The sequence below is a fragment of the Bacillus sp. BK450 genome (genome assembly GCF_004364885.1).
Taxonomy (GTDB): domain Bacteria; phylum Bacillota; class Bacilli; order Bacillales; family Bacillaceae; genus Bacillus; species Bacillus safensis.
In genome coordinates this window covers 440,478-456,693 of record NZ_SOBQ01000003.1, presented here as the reverse complement: position 1 = coordinate 456,693, position 16,216 = coordinate 440,478, and the positions used below count along the sequence as shown (strand labels likewise).

The following is a 16,216-nucleotide window of genomic DNA, read 5'->3' as shown; positions in this document are numbered from 1 at the left end:
CCAATTTCTTTCCATTCCCATATAGAAATTGTTATGATAAAAAAACAACAGCCCGAATGTGTGATGTGATATCTCTATGGTATAAGAAAAGCTTCGAGTGATTCAAGTACGCACATTTTTGTTCGTTAGTTACCATCTTGTTCGTATATCACCAAATTTGTCTAAGAAAGGCGTGTTAAGATGAGTGCACCATCCAACCCAGTCAGTATTGTCAATCATGGCTGTCCCGTTTCAGTGACGACAAGTGTCATAGGAGGGAAATGGAAAGGAGTGATCCTTTATCATTTGACTTGCGGACCAAAACGCTACAATGAATTGCGCCGGCTGCTGCCAAGAATTTCTCAGCGTGTCCTCACACTGCAATTGCGTGAGCTTGAACAAGACGGCGTTGTCCATAGAGAAGTCTATGAGGAGGTCCCCCCTCGTGTCGAATATTCCCTCACTTCTCTCGGAAATACATTAAAGCCTATCATCTTCGCCATGCGTGAATGGGGCGAATCCTACGGGAAAGAAGCGCGCCCAAAAGAAAAAAGCTGCCATCTCTAGCAGCTTTTTTTTAAGATGAAATTGCCGTTGGTTTTTGCTGTGGATCATCCTTCACAAACAGGATGCCAAGCTGATGATGCTCCCCTTCGTAAGAAGCACGTTTCTCAAATCTTGTCTGACCATTTAAGCCAATGATCTCGAGCTTTGTTAGAGCACGATTGGTTTGAAGGGCTTCATAAAATTCCGAAACGGTTTTGACTTCAATTCCATTCACTTTTGTGATGACTTCTCCGATCTCAAGCTTTAAATCAGCCGCTGGTGTATTTGGAATAATCCCCAGCACCATCAGCCCTTGATTACGCTTAGAGAAGTAGAACGGGGCAGCATTGTCATTGACCCTCTGCTTCCATGAGAGAAAGGCTCTTCCTATCACCGCAATCAATACAGCTCCCCAAGCAATCGGTTCAAACCAAATACTTGCAGCACCTAATAAGGCGACAGCGAGTCCGAGCATGAGAATACGCCGCGCTGTAATTTGAATACTAACAATTGGCAGTGAGCCTTGAATTCTCTGACCGAATCCGATGATATATGGAATCAAAATAAATGAAAAGCTTTGATCATGCACTTGAAGCACCGGCCACCATGGCAGAGAAGAAGTGAATTCACCTGCCGGCATTAGCAAAACAAGCGGTAAAAGCCACAGACGGTTTGCCCGCTGCTGACCAATTAAAAGTCCTCTCGCACTCATCACCATAGCAGGCGATGTACGTAAATGCGCCGTTCGATAGGCTAGAATTCCCTCGGTCATTAATAGAAGTCCTAGCAGAATGACAACGGCTGATGCATTCATCATTGAGAGCTGCGGCAGCCAAGAATGACTCACTTGGAAATGCATCAGTCCAAGTGCCGCAATAAAACTGAAACCGAGTGTGTATGCAGACGAAAGCGCACTCGCCTTAAAGAATAAAGAGAAAACGATGGTCATCGCTGCAATCAGCACGATGAATCCAGGGGGGAGGGCAATCCCTAAGCCTACTGAAATAACGGATAGGCAAATCCCTAGAATCCATCCCTTTGAATATGTAAATTTAAGTTCATCGTATACATCTTCTATTCTTGTTTGAAACGCTTTTCTCTCCCGCTTTACGCGGATGTAGCCATGCAATAGGCTGATTAATATCATGAAATAAAAAAGAGGATGGATTAAAAACAGACCGACCGCTTTTAATCCGGCTCCCATCCACTCCGAGCTCATTATCGTTCACCGCCCAAGTCAAGCATTTTCTCTTATTCTATCAAATAAATCGATGCTTGACATCAGGTTTATTTCTCCTGATTCATCCAAAGTGTGACATTCGACAGTGAAAAATCTTTTAAGTAGTGATTGACATCTACATCTAGTATGCCGCCGAGCAGCTGCATCGACCTCTTGATGTCGGTTAAGTTTATACCAAGTCTCTTATGATTATCCATTAAATAATTGAAGTATATCTCAGCACAGTCTTCATCGATTTCATCGACTGATTCTACCGTTGTGTAATTGACCAAGTACCTGCTTAACAGCATGAGCAGACTTAATGCCTTTGTAGCGGAAAACGTCACATCTTTCGTACGACTCTTAAGTTCCTCTACCAACTCGTAATATTTTTTCTCTCTCACAATACTTGCCCTTTTCAATTGTGTACCCCCATTTACTAGTTCTTTTAAGAAAAGCGCAAACCTCGGTACAGCTTAATGCTCAAGCTGAATATCCGCAAAAAATAAAATATTTAAAATGAGTGCTACTTTTTATTGTAAGAATTATTTATGTAACATACAACTTTCAAAAGTTTCATTTTCATGACATGTTTAAATCAACAGAAAGTCTCTTATATACATATGTTATCGGGTAAAATTGAAGGAATGTTATGTTTTTTGTAAAATAAATGAATATATTTCTCGATATAATTTATTTTTAATCATAAATTATTACATGTTCATGACACTTATGAACCAAAAAAAAGAGGCTATTATTCGCCTCTTTATTTTTTAAGATATAGTGCTTTTAGTGCAGTCTGTAATTGAAGGTCATTTTTTTCGTATGATTTCACTTCATCCACCATTTTGTTCATCATTTCTGCGGTTTTTAAATCAATGACACCTGATTTATTGAGATTGTATGTGCTTTGGAAGGCAAGTACGGCCTTTTTCGTTTCTTCATCAAAGTATCCATCTACTCTGCCAGGGTCAAATGACAATCCCTTTAACAGCGTCTGCGCTTGTCTCACTTCTTCATTGTTCATATCAAGCTGAAGGGGTTCTTTCAGCTGAAGCGGACCTGCGGTAAAGTAATCCGGCTGATGAATCGCAATTGTCGGTACGACGCCTTTTTTGTGAATCCAATTGCCTTTTGGCGTGAGCCATTTATACAGCGTTAATTTAATATTACTTCCATCTCCCATCGGAACCGCCTGCTGCACAGTTCCTTTTCCAAAGGAGACATCACCGACAACTTCATACTTTCCAGCTTCTTTCATGGCTCCAGCAAGTATTTCCGAAGCGGAAGCACTGCCTTTATCAATTAAGACGTTGACTGGGTAAGGCTTTTGTTCTTTTAGTTTTGAAAAATATCGTTTCCGGTCGCCATTCCGTTCTGCGATTTGAATATAGGGCTGATCCTTCGTAATAAAATGTTTCAAAATATCTTCCACACTTTGCAGATAGCCGCCAGGGTTTCCTCTCACATCCAGTACAAGACCTTCTATGCCCTTTTTCTCGAGCTGTTTCAGGCTTGACGTGAAATCCTTCGCCGTATCTTCAGAGAAGCTGGAGATCGCAATATAGCCTGTTTTATGACCATTGACCTCTTTTACAGAGGAAGTCACTGTTTCAAGCGGGATTTCTTCTCGTTTGATATGGAACGTCAGCTCTTTTTCAATCCCGTTTCGTTTGATTGTTAAGGCGACAGACGTTCCTTTTTTTCCTCTTATTTTCAGTACAGCATCGTTTAAGCTTTTTTCTTTCATCGGCTCACCGTCAATGCTGATGACCTCATCTTTTGGCTTTAGACCTGCTTTTGCCGCAGGGGATTTTTTAAAGGCGGAGACGATAATGATCTTTCCTTCATCCATCCCCACTTCTGCACCAATTCCCTCAAAGGAAGAATCAAGCGAATCAGAAAATTGTTTTGCGGTCTGCTTGTCCATGTATACTGAATACGGATCGTTTAACGTCGAAAGCATTCCTTGGATCGCGCCTTCAAGCAGCTTTTGCCGATCCACTTCCTCTACATATTCATTTGAAATAAGGTCATAGGCTTTCTCAATCTTTTCCATCCCATTCTCTTTCGCCTTATCACTTGATTGAGCTTGTCCAGCCATTGCAGCGGCTGCTTGCGGTGACTCAGCATGAGTTCCTTCTTTATGCGTCATCACACCTGCACTTAATAAGAGAACGACACTTGCCATAATAGATGCGATTTGTTTTTTCATATTTGGCCTCCTTCTTCAACTCTTCCTGATGACCTGAGTTATTATATGCCAGAAGAAGGGATTTCATGTAAAGACATTCTCCCGTGAAGGCTTGACGAATCATTTTATTAGGTGTAATTTTTATTTTGTTATGATTGAGAAGGAGTCTTCGCTATGTATATTATCTTGACGATGCTTTTATTAGGAATTTTATTAGGTTTTGTAGGAGCAGGCGGGGCAGGATTTGTCATCGCATTGCTAACGTTAATTTTTGATATCCCTATCCATACAGCACTCGGGACGTCATTAGCCGCCATGGCATTTACGACACTATCAGGTGCATACAGCCACTACCGGGAAGGAAATATTCAGCTGAAATCTGGTTTGATTGTCGGGGGTCTTGCTTGTATCGCTTCTTTTGCTGGGGCTAAGGTTGCTCCTTTTATTCCAGAAGAGAGTCTGCACTATTTAACAGCAGGAATGCTTTTTTTATCCGCTGTTTTTATGATGATCAAACTATTTGTTCTTAATGAAGAGGCTGAACAGCAGCCGCTTTCTTCACGCCAGCTGATGACAAGAGGCATTATTTTAGGCCTTGTATCTGGGATGCTGTCAGGCATGTTTGGTATCGGGTCTGCCCCATTCATTCAAGTAGGGCTTTTGATTTTACTGAAGCTGTCGATTAGGCAAGCCGTTGGCACGACCATGCTTGTCATTATTCCGATTTCCATCGGCGGTGGAATTGGATATATTTCAGAGGGTTATGTTGATTTTATCTTGCTGATCCAGATATTAATTGGAACCGTATTAGGCGCATTTATCGGCGCGAAATTTACACGCCTTGCACCGAAGCTCTTATTGAAATCAGCTGTTCTGTTAACACCTATTATTGCCGGATTACTGCTGCTGTTTTAATTCTATTTAGACCAAAAAAGCCGATAACATCATGTTATCGGCTTTTTGATTAGCGGATATATTGCGCTGGATTGACTGCATTTGATTTTGCGCCATTCCATAATCCTTTATGAATTTCAAAATGAAGATGCTGACCATGCGATTGGCCAGTATTTCCCATATAGCCAAGGAATTGTCCTTGTTCAACTCTCTGTCCTGTTGACACACTTCTTGTAGACAGGTGGGCGTATACAGTTTGATATGTCTGTCCATTGATATTGTGCGTAATGAACACAACATTTCCATAGCTCGATGAGTAGCTTGAGTTTGTGACGGTTCCAGATGCTGCTGCATAGACAGGAACTGTGCCCTTTGCTGCAATATCTAATCCGAAGTGGTTTCCGCCAGAACGCCCGCCAAAACCAGATGAGAATCGGCCAGCAGCTGGTTTAATAAAGCCTGAGCTGCTTGCTGGTGTATCAGATACTTGATCTGAGCCGCCGCTGTGAGGTGCAGGTGCATTTTTTTCAGCTGCTTGTTTTGCTTTCTCCGCTTCTTCTTTTTGTCGGTGTGCTTCCTCAGATTTCACTGCCGCTTTTTGATTCGCTAGGATTTCTTGTTCATTCTCAAGCTTGCCTAGTTCATCATGTGCATGATTTTTTTTATCTGTCACATCACCTAAAATGTGTTCTTTTTCTTTGTGCTTCTTAGATAAATCTTTTTTCAGTGCTTCTAGCTCTTTCAGAGATGTTTCAAGTCCGCTTAGCTGATTATTTAGCTCTGCTTCTTTTTGCTCCACCAGCTTTAAATCATTTTCATGTTCTGTAATCATGTCTTTGTCTGCTTCGACAATCGTTGTGACAGCCCCAACACGACCGACAAAATCACTAAAGCTGCGAGCACCTAGCAGCACATCTAAATAGTTGATCGTACCGCCGCTTTTTTGCATGGAACGAATTCGGTCTTTGAAAATGGCTTTTCTTTTTTCAATTCGCTCATTGATGACTTGAATGTCTTTTTTTAGCTTCTTGATCTCTTGCTTCGTTTTTTTAACTTCTTTCTCTTTTTCAGCGACTTTTTCAGTTGCAGTACTTACCTTTTGGTCAATTTGTTCAATTTCTTTCTTGAGCTTTGATTCTTTCTTTTCAAGCTTTGCCAGCTCTGACTTCTTCTTCTTCAAGCTTGATTCAGTCTTCGATGTTTTCTCTTCGATTTGTTGACGTTTTTGATCTAGGTCTTCGTATGCGAATGCACGATTCTCGTTACCTGGAATGTATAGCCACGTTGTTCCAATAAACGCTGCCATTCCAGCCATCATCAGCTTTCTTTTCAAAACGATATTCCCCTCCCATGACAACTGTCGACATGAAGAGCCGACCGGATGAATCAGATCAACCGGTCACATCTTCTATAGAATCCTCGAATGCTGCCATCAAAATATATTTATACTTTTAAGAATTTACGGATAGACGTTAAGCTTCCCCATACCCCAATGATTGCACCGATCACTAGCAGGATCAGTGATACTTGATAGACAAACGGGTTGTATGGAAGCATTGAAATAAATGAGCCTTGTACTCTCGGTGCGACCCAGCCTACTGCATATTGATACGTGCCAAGCAATAGGGCAATTGGTATAATGGAACCAAATACACCAAGCAATAATCCTTCAATGAAGAATGGCCAGCGGATAAACCAGTTCGTTGCACCTACCAGCTTCATAATCTCAATTTCTTTACGTCTAGCAAAAATCGTAATTTTGATCGTATTGGAGATTAAGAACATAGCTGTAAATAACAGCCCAATAATGAGCACAATACCGACATTACGCGCTACTCCGACTACATTAAAGAGTCGGCTGACCTCTTCTTTTCCATAGGTTACTTTATATGTACCCTTTAGTTTTTCTAATTTCTTCGCTACTTTTGGTGTATCGTGAGGATCTGTTGTTTTCACAATAAACGCATCGTTTAATGGATTTTCTTGATCAACAAGTCCCATGGATTGTCCATTTTCTCCAAAGCTTTTAATCAGTGCTTTCAGTTCGTCATCCTTAGATGAGTACTTCACATCACTGATTTCAGGAATCTTTTCAATTTCTGCTTTTAATTCATCCTGCTGCTTTTGATTCGCCGTTAATTCGATTAATACTTTTACTTCTACTTCTTTTTCAGCGTTCGATGCCATGTTATTCAAGTTGAGCATAATCACAAGGAAAACCCCAACTAAAATCAATGTGACAGTAACCGCACTAATTGATGCAAATGTCATCCACGTGTTTCTTCCAAGTGAACGGAAGCTCTCACGTAAATGCCGCGAGAGAGTTTTAATCATAAATTCCGTACTCCCCTCTTGCTTCGTCACGCACAATCATTCCATCTTCGATTGCAATGACGCGTTTCTTCATGGTGTTTACAATTTCTTTGTTGTGTGTCGCCATAACCACTGTTGTCCCGCGGTTATTAATCTCTTCGAGCGTCTTCATGATTTCCCAAGAAGTGTCTGGATCAAGGTTTCCTGTCGGCTCATCTGCAATGACGACCTCAGGGCTATTGACAATCGAGCGGGCAATAGACACACGCTGCTGTTCACCGCCGGACAGCTGGTCAGGAAATTGACGCGCTCTGTGCTTTAGCTGAACCAGATCGAGAACATCAAGCACTTTTTTCTTAATGATATGAGGCTGTTCACCAATCACTTCAAGAGCAAATGCTACGTTCTCAAACACAGTAAGAGTTGGAAGCAGCTTGAAATCTTGGAATACTACGCCAATTTCTCTTCTTACGTAAGGAATTTCTTTTTCCTTCATTGATCCTAAATCTTTGTTATTAATTAAGATTTGCCCTTTGGTTGGCTTCTCTTCACGATACATCATTTTGATGAAAGTGGATTTACCAGCACCACTGGGACCAACAACATACACAAACTCTCCTGGATGGATAGAGACATTGATTCCATTGATCGCCTTTACGCCATTAGGATAGATCTTGTAGACTTCCTTCATTTGAATCATGTAATCACCTAATCTTTTCTTATTCGCTGACTAACAGCTTATCATGATGTTTTGACACTTCTCGTCAAAAAACGTTATGTATGGTCACGCACATACCCTTCGATACTTACTAACAATTTATGTCCTTTTCATCCAAAAAGATGAAAAAATTGAATCGTCTCATTTTCAACAACTCCAATTATACGTCATGAATCGACGCAATGGTATTACATTTATATTTCAAAACTTATAAATAAAAGGTAAATAGAATAATCAAAACCGAAAAACGTGCCTTTATACCCTTATTTTTTAAATAAAATTTAATATAATGCGTTATCATACTATCTAAAAGTCTTTTTCTACATATAAAAAAAACAAAAAAACCTTGTCGATTAGACAAAGGTTTTATTTTTTCTCTGCAAGCCATTTTGCTACTTCTTTTGCTTGCTTCTCATCTACCATTCCACTTGGCATAGAGCCTTTACCGTTTTGCGCAATATCTGCGATTTGGCTCTCATTATATTTCTTCCCTACTTCTTTCAGGCTTGGTCCGCCTCCGCCAGATAAGTCTTTCCCATGACAGCCAATACAGTTTTGCTGATAGATCTCCTCACCACTGCTCACAGTTGAAGCACTTTTGCTGCCTTCTTTGTCACTGCTGCTTGAATTTCCTCCACAAGCCGCGAGAACAAGAAGCATCGCTGCAAACAGCATCGTTAATCCGCTTTTTTTCATCTATTTCCCTCCCTTACAATCATTTGGTCAACGCTATTATATCCTTGTTTATGCCCTTTTAAAACCCTCACCAAGCACCTCTTTTGCATCCATCACGATGACAAATGCTGATGCATCGATTGCTTTCACCACTTGTTTCAACTTTGTGAATTGTGACTGCCCAACGACACACATCAAAATTGGGCGGTCATGATCGGTATATCCTCCGACTGCTGAGATCTTCGTCACACCGCGGTCAATTTGATCAAAAACCGCCTGTCTGACCTCATCTTCATGCCCTGTAATGATCATTGCCATTTTTGAATGACTGAAGCCAGCCTGTACCACATCAATCGTTTTACTAGAAATAAACACACCAATGACAGCGTATAGCCCCTCTTCAATTCCAAAGACCGTCATCGCAGCCAGAACAATCAAGCCATCCATCATCGCTAAACAGGTGCCTAGCGTGAGTCCTGTGTACTTATTGATGATTTTGGCAGCGAGTGCCGTTCCACCCGTTGATCCATTCCCAAGGAACACGAGCCCTATTCCGATCCCAATGACCACACCGCCAAAAATAGCCGCCAGCAGTGCTTCATGTGTGACAGGTGCAATATGTCTTGTGACAAACACCATGAAAGGTAAAAAAATCGAGCCGACGAGTGTTTTCACTCCAAATGTACCGCCTAATAAATAAAAGCCAGCGATAAACAGGGGAATATTGAGCCCCCATTGCACATAAGCCGCTTCAAAGCCGAATGACTGCATAATGGTACTAATGCCGCTCACACCGCCTGCTGCGATCTGATTCGGTAATAATAACGTATTAAATCCAATCGCCACGATGGCTGATCCGATTAAAATGAACAAATAATTTTTCACTTCGATCCAAAATTGTGAATGTTCCTGCTTCATGTCTTTCTTCCTCCGTTACTTCTGAATGCACACCTATTTTAAGCCCTCTTAAAACGATTGTAAATAACAGCCAAATGCAGTGCTAATGGATTAATACTTTATCACACAGACGGATCAGCGTACTTACCGGTTGGCATAGGAGTAAATGATGGTATATTTAATATGTACATGAGAAAGAAGGGGCATGCGATGAAGAAAATACTGAAGATAACAGGTATGACATTACTTGCACTGATCATCTTAGCTTTTGGTGCTTTCTATACATGGAGCCGCTTTACATATGGACCATCAGAAGCATTAAAAAAACAAGTGAACATTGAGCAAGTGGAACATAAAAACAATGTTTATACATTTGAAGCACCAAAAAGTGATACTGGCATCATTCTCTATCCTGGGGCAAAGGTGGAACCACTTGCGTATGCCTATATCGGGGATACGCTGATGAAAAAAGGCTACTCTGTCTTTATCCCTGACATGCCATTTTCCTTTGCGATTTTCAATCCAAACAAAGCGCAGGACATCATCAAAGATCACCAAACGATCAAACACTGGTATATTGGCGGACATTCACTTGGCGGGGCAGCTGCCGCTATGTTTGCAGAAAAAAATCAGAGCAAGCTCGATGGACTCTTTTTCCTAGCATCTTATCCAGCATCAGATGATCTGAAACAATCTTCATTGAAAATCCTTTCTATTTCAGGTGAAAAGGATGGGCTGGCAACACAAGAGAAAATCAAGAAATCGAAAACAAATCTGCCGTCTCAAACTGTTTATCATGAAATAAAAGGCGGGAATCATGCGCAGTTTGGCATGTACGGCAAACAAAAAGGGGATCAGCCAGCGGACATTCCAGCCCTGTCGCAGCAAAATGATCTTATTCAGACAATGCTTGACTGGCTTAAGCCAGCAAAAAAGCTCCCGTAATGGGAGCTTCAGCGTGTAGACAAACCCTCGCATTCTTTGTCAGTCCTGCGCGTTGGTGCTCACGAATGTTCGATTCGCTCCGCGCCAATGCTCGTCCTTCCTAGACTTCAAAGGTTTTCTATCACGCTGAAAAAAAGAAGACAAAGAGCTAAAATAAAGATCATTTTAGCCCTTTGTCAACAGTCTGAAAGCTCCCGTAATGGGAGCTTTTCATTATTATTTTTTTGTCACTTCTAAAAATTCTTCAGCATCTGCTACAGCCAAACGAATGGCTTCTTCCCAAAATGCTTTTTGAGTAAGGTCAACGCCTAGATGCTTTTTGGCTAAATCTTCTACTGTCATTGAAGCAGTATCCTTTAATAATGCAATGTATTTCTCTTCAAAAGATGTACCAGCCTGCAATGCTTTTGCATAAATTCCTAACGAGAACATGTATCCAAAGGTGTATGGGAAATTATAAAATGGAACATTCGTGATATGAAAATGCAGCTTAGACGCCCAGAAATGTGGATGGTATTCATCTAATGAGTCACCGAACGCTTCCTTCTGTGCTTCAACCATCAATTCATTCAACCGATCAGCCGGCACTTCTCCTTGTTTACGCTCTTCATAAAAGCGCTGTTCAAATAAGAAACGAGATTGAATGTTCATGAAGAAAGCTACACTGCGCTGCAGCTTATCCTCTAACAGGCTGAGACGCTCCTCTTCATTTGCCGCTTCTTTTAATGAAGCATCAGCTACAATCATTTCTGCAAAGGTCGACGCTGTTTCAGCTACATTCATTGCGTATTTGCGATTCAGAATGCGAACATCCTGCATCACTTCCTGATGGAACGAATGACCAAGTTCATGCGCTAGTGTCGCCACATTGGATGGACTTCCTGAGAAAGTCATAAAAATACGTGATTCTCCGCTGTCAGGGAAATTTGTGCAAAAGCCGCCTACCCGTTTGTTTGGACGGTCCTCAGCTTCTACCCAGCGTTCATTAAAGGCTTTTTCTGTAAAAGCAGCGAGCTCTTCTCCAAATCCAGCGAAATGTTTCACAATAAAAGCAGCTGCTTCTTGATAAGGATAGATTTTGGTCTCACTCCCGATAGGAGCCCCAACATCGAACCAGCTCAGCTTATCCACTCCAAGCATGTCAGCTTTTCGGTGTAAATAATCAATGAATGGCTGCTTATGTTCATCAATCACAGACCACATTGCATCAAGGGTTTCTTGTTTCATACGGCAAATTTCTAGCGGCTCTTTTAAAATGTGCTCCCAGCCTCTTGCTTCATACACTTGCAAACGAAAACCAGCAAGGTGATTGAGCGTACTAGCAAATAAATGTTCATCCTGCGTCCATGCATGCTCTAGGTTGTGGTAAACGGCCTTTCTGACTTCACGATCTGAATCATCCATCGCATTTTCTGCTTGGCCTACAGAGATCATCTGTGTTTCTCCATGCTGTTCAAACGGAATGGTAATTTTATTCACTAAGCTGGAATAAAGCTCATCCCACGCATGGTACCCATCTACAGCCAGCTTTTGAATCAGCGTTTCTTGTTCAACAGGTAATTGATCCTTCACACGGTCTCTCCGCTCATTTAATATGTAGCGGACATCTGAAAAGGCTGTTGAATTCATCAGTTCTTCCCACTTGTTTGCTGGGATAGCAGCAAGCGCTTGATCAAACAGTGCAAGGATGGTTCCTAAATCAGCTTCCAGCTTGGCAATCGTACCTCGAAGGCTGCCTGCTTTCATATCCTTCGTATTTTGAGCTTGGAGGCAGGTTACAAATGAACCTGCTTGAGATAATTTTTTATATGTAGTTTCATACGTGTCAAGGACAGACGTTAATTTGCTTTCAATGTGTGTATCTTCTTTTGAAAAGGCATTCACCTTTTGTCGTAATTCATCTAATAGCTGCTGAATATTTTGCAGGTATGTCTTAAATTCTGGTGAAGAACTGCCTCCTTTAAAAAAGGTATCTAAATCCCACGTTTCTTGCAATGGTGTTAATCCCAAAATATTTCCCCCTTTATTTGCTAATTTCATCATACAAAGGATATAGAATCAGTATGTCGTATGTATTCCTTTATATTCATTATATTTTCTCACAATTAAAAAAACCCGGCAAGAAGCCGAGTTTTTATGATAATTTCGAACGTAGGTATGCATCGATAAATGAATCTAAATCTCCATCCATCACCGCTTGAACATTTCCCATCTCCGTATTGGTTCGATGGTCTTTCACAAGAGAATAAGGGTGGAATACATAAGAGCGAATCTGGCTTCCCCAGCCAATTTCTTTCTGCTCTCCTCTGATTTCATCCAATTCTGCCTGCTGTTCTTCGATCCGTTTTTGATAAAGTTTCGATTTCAGCATTTTCATCGCACGTTCTCTGTTTTTAATTTGTGATCTTTCTGTTTGGCACGTCACGACGACATTCGTTGGAATATGTGTGATACGAACGGCAGAGTCCGTCGTATTCACGTGCTGCCCGCCTGCACCGCTTGCACGATACGTATCTACCTTGATATCCTCTGTCCGAATATCAATATCAATTTCTTCATTGAATTCCGGCATGACATCACAGGAAACGAAGGATGTATGTCTGCGGCCAGAAGAATCAAAAGGAGAAATACGAACCAAACGATGGACACCTTTTTCAGCTTTTAAGTAACCGTACGCGTTATGCCCTTTGATGAGCAAAGTCACAGACTTAATTCCTGCCTCATCACCTGGAAGGTAATCAAGCGTTTCGACCTTAAAGCCTCTGCGCTCTGCCCAGCGAGTATACATTCGCAGAAGCATAGAACCCCAGTCCTGTGATTCAGTTCCGCCTGCACCTGGGTGAAGCTCCAGAATGGCATTGTTTTTATCATAAGGTTCGCTTAAGAGAAGCTGCAGCTCAAATTCGTTAAACTGCTTCGTTAAGTTCTTCAGCTCTTTTTCAAGCTCTGCATGAAGCTCCTCGTCATAATCTTCCTTTAATAAGTCATGCGTCATTTGCAGCTCTTCATGTGATTCACTGAGCTCATGGTAGGAATTCACAGAATCCTTCAGTGCATTGGCTTCATTGATAACGCCTTGAGCCTTTTGCTGATCATTCCAAAAATCAGCCTCTGACATCGTCGCTTCAAGATCTGCGATTTTGGCCTCTTTTGTTTCTAAGTCAAAGAGACCCCCTAAAATCAGCTAGCCTGCTAGCCATATTTTCAAGCTCTTGTCTAATTTCTACTAATTCCATATCCTTCACCTCATAGATGTATGGGGGCTGACATGAATAGAAAGAGGTTTTCACCTCTTTCCATTACTTATTCTGTCTTCCCATGACAATTTTTATATTTCTTGCCGCTTCCGCAGTGACATGGGGAGTTTCGTCCAATGTCTACGACTTTACGTACCGGCTTCTTCTTCACTGTCTTCTCCTCATCGCCCTCTTGCGGCTGATGAGCCGTTGTTTGACCTTGAACCACTTCTTCACGTTCTAGGTTGTTTTGGATTTCTGATTTCAAGACATACTTGGCCACGTCATCTTCAATTGAAGCAACCATATGCTCAAACATCGCAAATCCTTCCATTTGGTATTCACGAAGCGGATTCGTTTGTGCGTACGCACGTAAATGAATACCTTGACGCAGCTGATCCATTGCATCGATATGGTCCATCCACTTCGAATCCACCGCTCGAAGAACGATGACTTTTTCAAATTCACGCATTTGTTCTTCGCCAAATGTTTCTTCTTTTGCATCGTATTTTTCTTTAATACGATCCATGATGAAGCTTGTGATTTCATCTGCTTCTTTACCGAAGATATCTTTGACTGTAATGGCACCTTCGTCTAAATAGTTCGTGTTGATTAATTCAACAAGACCATCTAGTTTCCATTCTTCAGGCAGCTCTTCTTTTGGCGTATAAGATCCCACAGCACGCTCAATTGAAGATTGGATCATATTGATGACAATTGATTTTAAGTTGTCAGAATCGATGACTTCAAAACGCTGTTTGTAGATTACTTCACGCTGTTGACGAAGCACATCGTCGTATTGCAGAAGCTGCTTACGGGAATCAAAGTTGTTCCCCTCTACACGTTTTTGAGATGATTCAACGGCTTTAGACACCATTTTACTTTGGATTGGTGTAGAGTCATCCATGCCAAAGCGGTCAAGCATCGCCATCGTCCGCTCTGCACCAAATCGGCGCATCAATTCATCTTCCATGGAGAGATAGAATTGGGTAATCCCTGGGTCTCCTTGACGTCCAGAACGTCCGCGAAGCTGGTTATCAATACGACGGGATTCATGACGCTCTGTCCCGATAACAGCCAGACCACCAAGTTCTTTTACACCTTCGCCAAGCTTGATGTCTGTACCACGTCCTGCCATGTTTGTTGCAATGGTCACAGCACCTTTTTGACCAGCCTCTTCAATAATTTGTGCTTCACGCTCATGGTTTTTTGCGTTTAACACTTGATGAGGAATGCCTTTATTTTTAAGCAGCTTAGAAATAAGCTCAGATGTCTCAACTGCTACTGTTCCGACAAGAACTGGCTGCCCTGTCATATAGCGCTGCGCAACATCCTCAGCCACTGCTTTAAATTTACCATCCATTGTGCGGTAAATTAAATCAGGTCTGTCATCACGAACCACTGGTTGGTTGGTCGGGATTGACACAACCTGCATGTTGTAAATGTTACGGAATTCTTCTTCTTCCGTTTTTGCTGTACCAGTCATACCAGATAATTTTTCATACATACGGAAGTAGTTCTGGAACGTAATTGTTGCCAGTGTCATGCTTTCGTTCTGCACTTCAAGACCTTCTTTTGCCTCGATGGCTTGATGCAGACCTTCACTATAACGGCGTCCTTTCATTAAACGTCCTGTGAAGGAGTCAACGATGACTACTTGGCCTTCTTCTACCACATAATCCACGTCTTTTTGCATCGCAACATGTGCCTTCAGCGCCTGAGCGATATGATGGTTCAGCGCGACATGTTTGACATCAAACAGGTTCTCAATGCCAAATGCTTTTTCCGCCTTCGTCATTCCGCTTTCAGTCAGCTGCACACTTTTTGTTTTAATATCATACGTGAAATCATCTTCGATTTTTAATGTGCGGACAAATGCATTGGCTTGTACATAAAGCTTTGTTGATTTCGCAGCTTGTCCTGAAATAATAAGAGGTGTTCTCGCTTCATCAATTAAAATGGAGTCAACCTCATCGATCACGGCATAATGAAGCGGTCTCTGAACCATTTGCTCTTTGTAAAGCACCATGTTATCTCGTAAATAGTCAAAGCCGAGTTCATTGTTTGTTGAATACGTGATATCAGCGGCGTACGCTTCTCTTTTTTCATCTTTGTCTAAGCTGTTTAAGTTTAAGCCGACTGTTAAACCAAGAAACTCAAAAATTTTGCCCATTTCCTGCGCATCACGGCTTGCCAAGTATTCGTTGACTGTCACGATGTGGACGCCTTTTCCAGAAAGAGCATTTAAATAAACAGGCATTGTTGATGTCAATGTTTTACCTTCACCTGTTTTCATCTCAGCGATGTTACCTTCGTGAAGCGCGATGCCCCCCATGAGCTGCACCTTAAACGGGAACATTCCTGTTACGCGGCGGGATGCTTCGCGAACCGTTGCAAATGCTTCAACCAGCAAGTCATCCACGGATTGTCCTTTTTCAAGTTTTTCTTTAAATTCAATCGTTTTATTTCGTAAAGCCTCGTCAGATAATTTTTCAAAATCTTGAGCGAGAGCTTCGATTTCATTTGCCTTTTTTTCATATCGGCTGATCGTACGTTTCGTAGGATCAAACACTTTGTTTAAGATTCCAAGCATATAATAA

Annotated in this window: 14 protein-coding genes; 3 read left to right on the top strand and 11 right to left on the bottom strand. The window is 41.6% G+C overall.

What is annotated here, in order from left to right; translation table 11 throughout:
• The first annotated feature begins 180 nt into the window (after positions 1 to 180).
• Positions 181 to 546 carry a winged helix-turn-helix transcriptional regulator gene (locus EV579_RS12205; protein ID WP_024423595.1) on the top strand — a complete coding sequence of 122 codons (366 nt, stop codon included), beginning with the start codon at positions 181 to 183 and terminating at the stop codon, positions 544 to 546.
• A 10-nt stretch (positions 547 to 556) separates the two neighbouring features.
• On the opposite strand, the gene EV579_RS12200 is transcribed toward EV579_RS12205, so the two are convergent.
• The 3 genes from EV579_RS12200 to ctpB form a co-directional block, all read right to left on the bottom strand.
• Positions 557 to 1,744 (bottom strand): PDZ domain-containing protein, encoded by a 1,188-nt coding sequence (locus EV579_RS12200; protein ID WP_024423596.1) that lies wholly within the window; start codon positions 1,742 to 1,744, stop codon positions 557 to 559.
• A gap of 68 nt (positions 1,745 to 1,812) precedes the next feature.
• A complete protein-coding gene (locus EV579_RS12195; protein WP_007500014.1) occupies positions 1,813 to 2,166 on the bottom strand; it encodes a swarming motility protein SwrAA in 354 nt (117 codons plus the stop codon).
• Positions 2,167 to 2,510: 344 nt separating this feature from the next.
• Entirely contained in the window at positions 2,511 to 3,959 is a 1,449-nt protein-coding gene (gene ctpB / locus EV579_RS12190; protein WP_122631685.1) for a carboxy-terminal processing protease CtpB, read from the bottom strand.
• A gap of 153 nt (positions 3,960 to 4,112) precedes the next feature.
• Here ctpB and EV579_RS12185 point away from each other — a divergent pair, with 153 nt between their 5' ends.
• Complete coding sequence (locus EV579_RS12185; protein ID WP_122631684.1) at positions 4,113 to 4,853, top strand: sulfite exporter TauE/SafE family protein; 741 nt, start codon at positions 4,113 to 4,115, stop codon at positions 4,851 to 4,853.
• 49 nt (positions 4,854 to 4,902) lie between these two features.
• On the opposite strand, the gene EV579_RS12180 is transcribed toward EV579_RS12185, so the two are convergent.
• The 5 genes from EV579_RS12180 to EV579_RS12160 all read right to left on the bottom strand — a co-directional run bounded on the left by EV579_RS12180 (position 4,903) and on the right by EV579_RS12160 (position 9,456).
• Entirely contained in the window at positions 4,903 to 6,165 is a 1,263-nt protein-coding gene (locus EV579_RS12180) for a murein hydrolase activator EnvC family protein (RefSeq protein WP_034623763.1), read from the bottom strand.
• A 110-nt stretch (positions 6,166 to 6,275) separates the two neighbouring features.
• Positions 6,276 to 7,166, bottom strand: coding sequence for a permease-like cell division protein FtsX (ftsX, locus tag EV579_RS12175; protein ID WP_024423600.1), 891 nt, complete (start codon positions 7,164 to 7,166; stop codon positions 6,276 to 6,278).
• Positions 7,159 to 7,845 carry a cell division ATP-binding protein FtsE gene (gene ftsE / locus EV579_RS12170; protein ID WP_024423601.1) on the bottom strand — a complete coding sequence of 229 codons (687 nt, stop codon included), beginning with the start codon at positions 7,843 to 7,845 and terminating at the stop codon, positions 7,159 to 7,161. The genes ftsX and ftsE overlap by 8 nt, the downstream gene beginning before the upstream one ends.
• A gap of 384 nt (positions 7,846 to 8,229) precedes the next feature.
• The gene (cccB, locus tag EV579_RS12165) at positions 8,230 to 8,559 is read right to left on the bottom strand and encodes a cytochrome c551 (protein WP_044335558.1); all 330 of its coding nucleotides are present in this window, start codon (positions 8,557 to 8,559) and stop codon (positions 8,230 to 8,232) included.
• A gap of 48 nt (positions 8,560 to 8,607) precedes the next feature.
• Entirely contained in the window at positions 8,608 to 9,456 is an 849-nt protein-coding gene (locus EV579_RS12160; protein ID WP_024423603.1) for a YitT family protein, read from the bottom strand.
• A 189-nt stretch (positions 9,457 to 9,645) separates the two neighbouring features.
• Here EV579_RS12160 and EV579_RS12155 point away from each other — a divergent pair, with 189 nt between their 5' ends.
• Positions 9,646 to 10,380 carry an alpha/beta family hydrolase gene (locus EV579_RS12155; protein ID WP_024423604.1) on the top strand — a complete coding sequence of 245 codons (735 nt, stop codon included), beginning with the start codon at positions 9,646 to 9,648 and terminating at the stop codon, positions 10,378 to 10,380.
• 216 nt (positions 10,381 to 10,596) lie between these two features.
• Here the strand turns inward: EV579_RS12155 and EV579_RS12150 are convergent, their stop codons facing one another.
• The 3 genes from EV579_RS12150 to secA all read right to left on the bottom strand — a co-directional run bounded on the left by EV579_RS12150 (position 10,597) and on the right by secA (position 16,209).
• Positions 10,597 to 12,390: a M3 family oligoendopeptidase gene (locus EV579_RS12150; RefSeq protein WP_133744514.1), complete on the bottom strand. Its 1,794-nt coding sequence runs from the start codon at positions 12,388 to 12,390 to the stop codon at positions 10,597 to 10,599.
• Between the two features lie 124 nt (positions 12,391 to 12,514).
• Positions 12,515 to 13,616 (bottom strand): peptide chain release factor 2 gene (prfB, locus tag EV579_RS12145; protein ID WP_133744513.1). Its coding sequence is split into 2 segments (ribosomal slippage): positions 12,515 to 13,543 and positions 13,545 to 13,616, totalling 1,101 coding nucleotides; the frame shifts between segments, so codons are not numbered across the junction.
• 67 nt (positions 13,617 to 13,683) lie between these two features.
• Positions 13,684 to 16,209 (bottom strand): preprotein translocase subunit SecA, encoded by a 2,526-nt coding sequence (gene secA / locus EV579_RS12140; protein ID WP_024423607.1) that lies wholly within the window; start codon positions 16,207 to 16,209, stop codon positions 13,684 to 13,686.
• Between the last annotated feature and the right edge of the window lie 7 nt (positions 16,210 to 16,216).

Excerpts from the sequence above, each read along its gene's own strand:
- EV579_RS12205 (WP_024423595.1), top strand. The coding sequence starts at position 181 with ATGAGTGCACCATCCAACCCAGTCAGTATTGTCAATCATGGCTGTCCC.
- EV579_RS12200 (WP_024423596.1), bottom strand. The coding sequence starts at position 1,744 with ATGAGCTCGGAGTGGATGGGAGCCGGATTAAAAGCGGTCGGTCTGTTT.
- ctpB (WP_122631685.1), bottom strand. The coding sequence starts at position 3,959 with ATGAAAAAACAAATCGCATCTATTATGGCAAGTGTCGTTCTCTTATTA.
- EV579_RS12185 (WP_122631684.1), top strand. The coding sequence starts at position 4,113 with ATGTATATTATCTTGACGATGCTTTTATTAGGAATTTTATTAGGTTTT.
- ftsX (WP_024423600.1), bottom strand. The coding sequence starts at position 7,166 with ATGATTAAAACTCTCTCGCGGCATTTACGTGAGAGCTTCCGTTCACTT.
- ftsE (WP_024423601.1), bottom strand. The coding sequence starts at position 7,845 with ATGATTCAAATGAAGGAAGTCTACAAGATCTATCCTAATGGCGTAAAG.
- cccB (WP_044335558.1), bottom strand. The coding sequence starts at position 8,559 with ATGAAAAAAAGCGGATTAACGATGCTGTTTGCAGCGATGCTTCTTGTT.
- EV579_RS12160 (WP_024423603.1), bottom strand. The coding sequence starts at position 9,456 with ATGAAGCAGGAACATTCACAATTTTGGATCGAAGTGAAAAATTATTTG.
- EV579_RS12155 (WP_024423604.1), top strand. The coding sequence starts at position 9,646 with ATGAAGAAAATACTGAAGATAACAGGTATGACATTACTTGCACTGATC.
- secA (WP_024423607.1), bottom strand. The coding sequence starts at position 16,209 with ATGCTTGGAATCTTAAACAAAGTGTTTGATCCTACGAAACGTACGATC.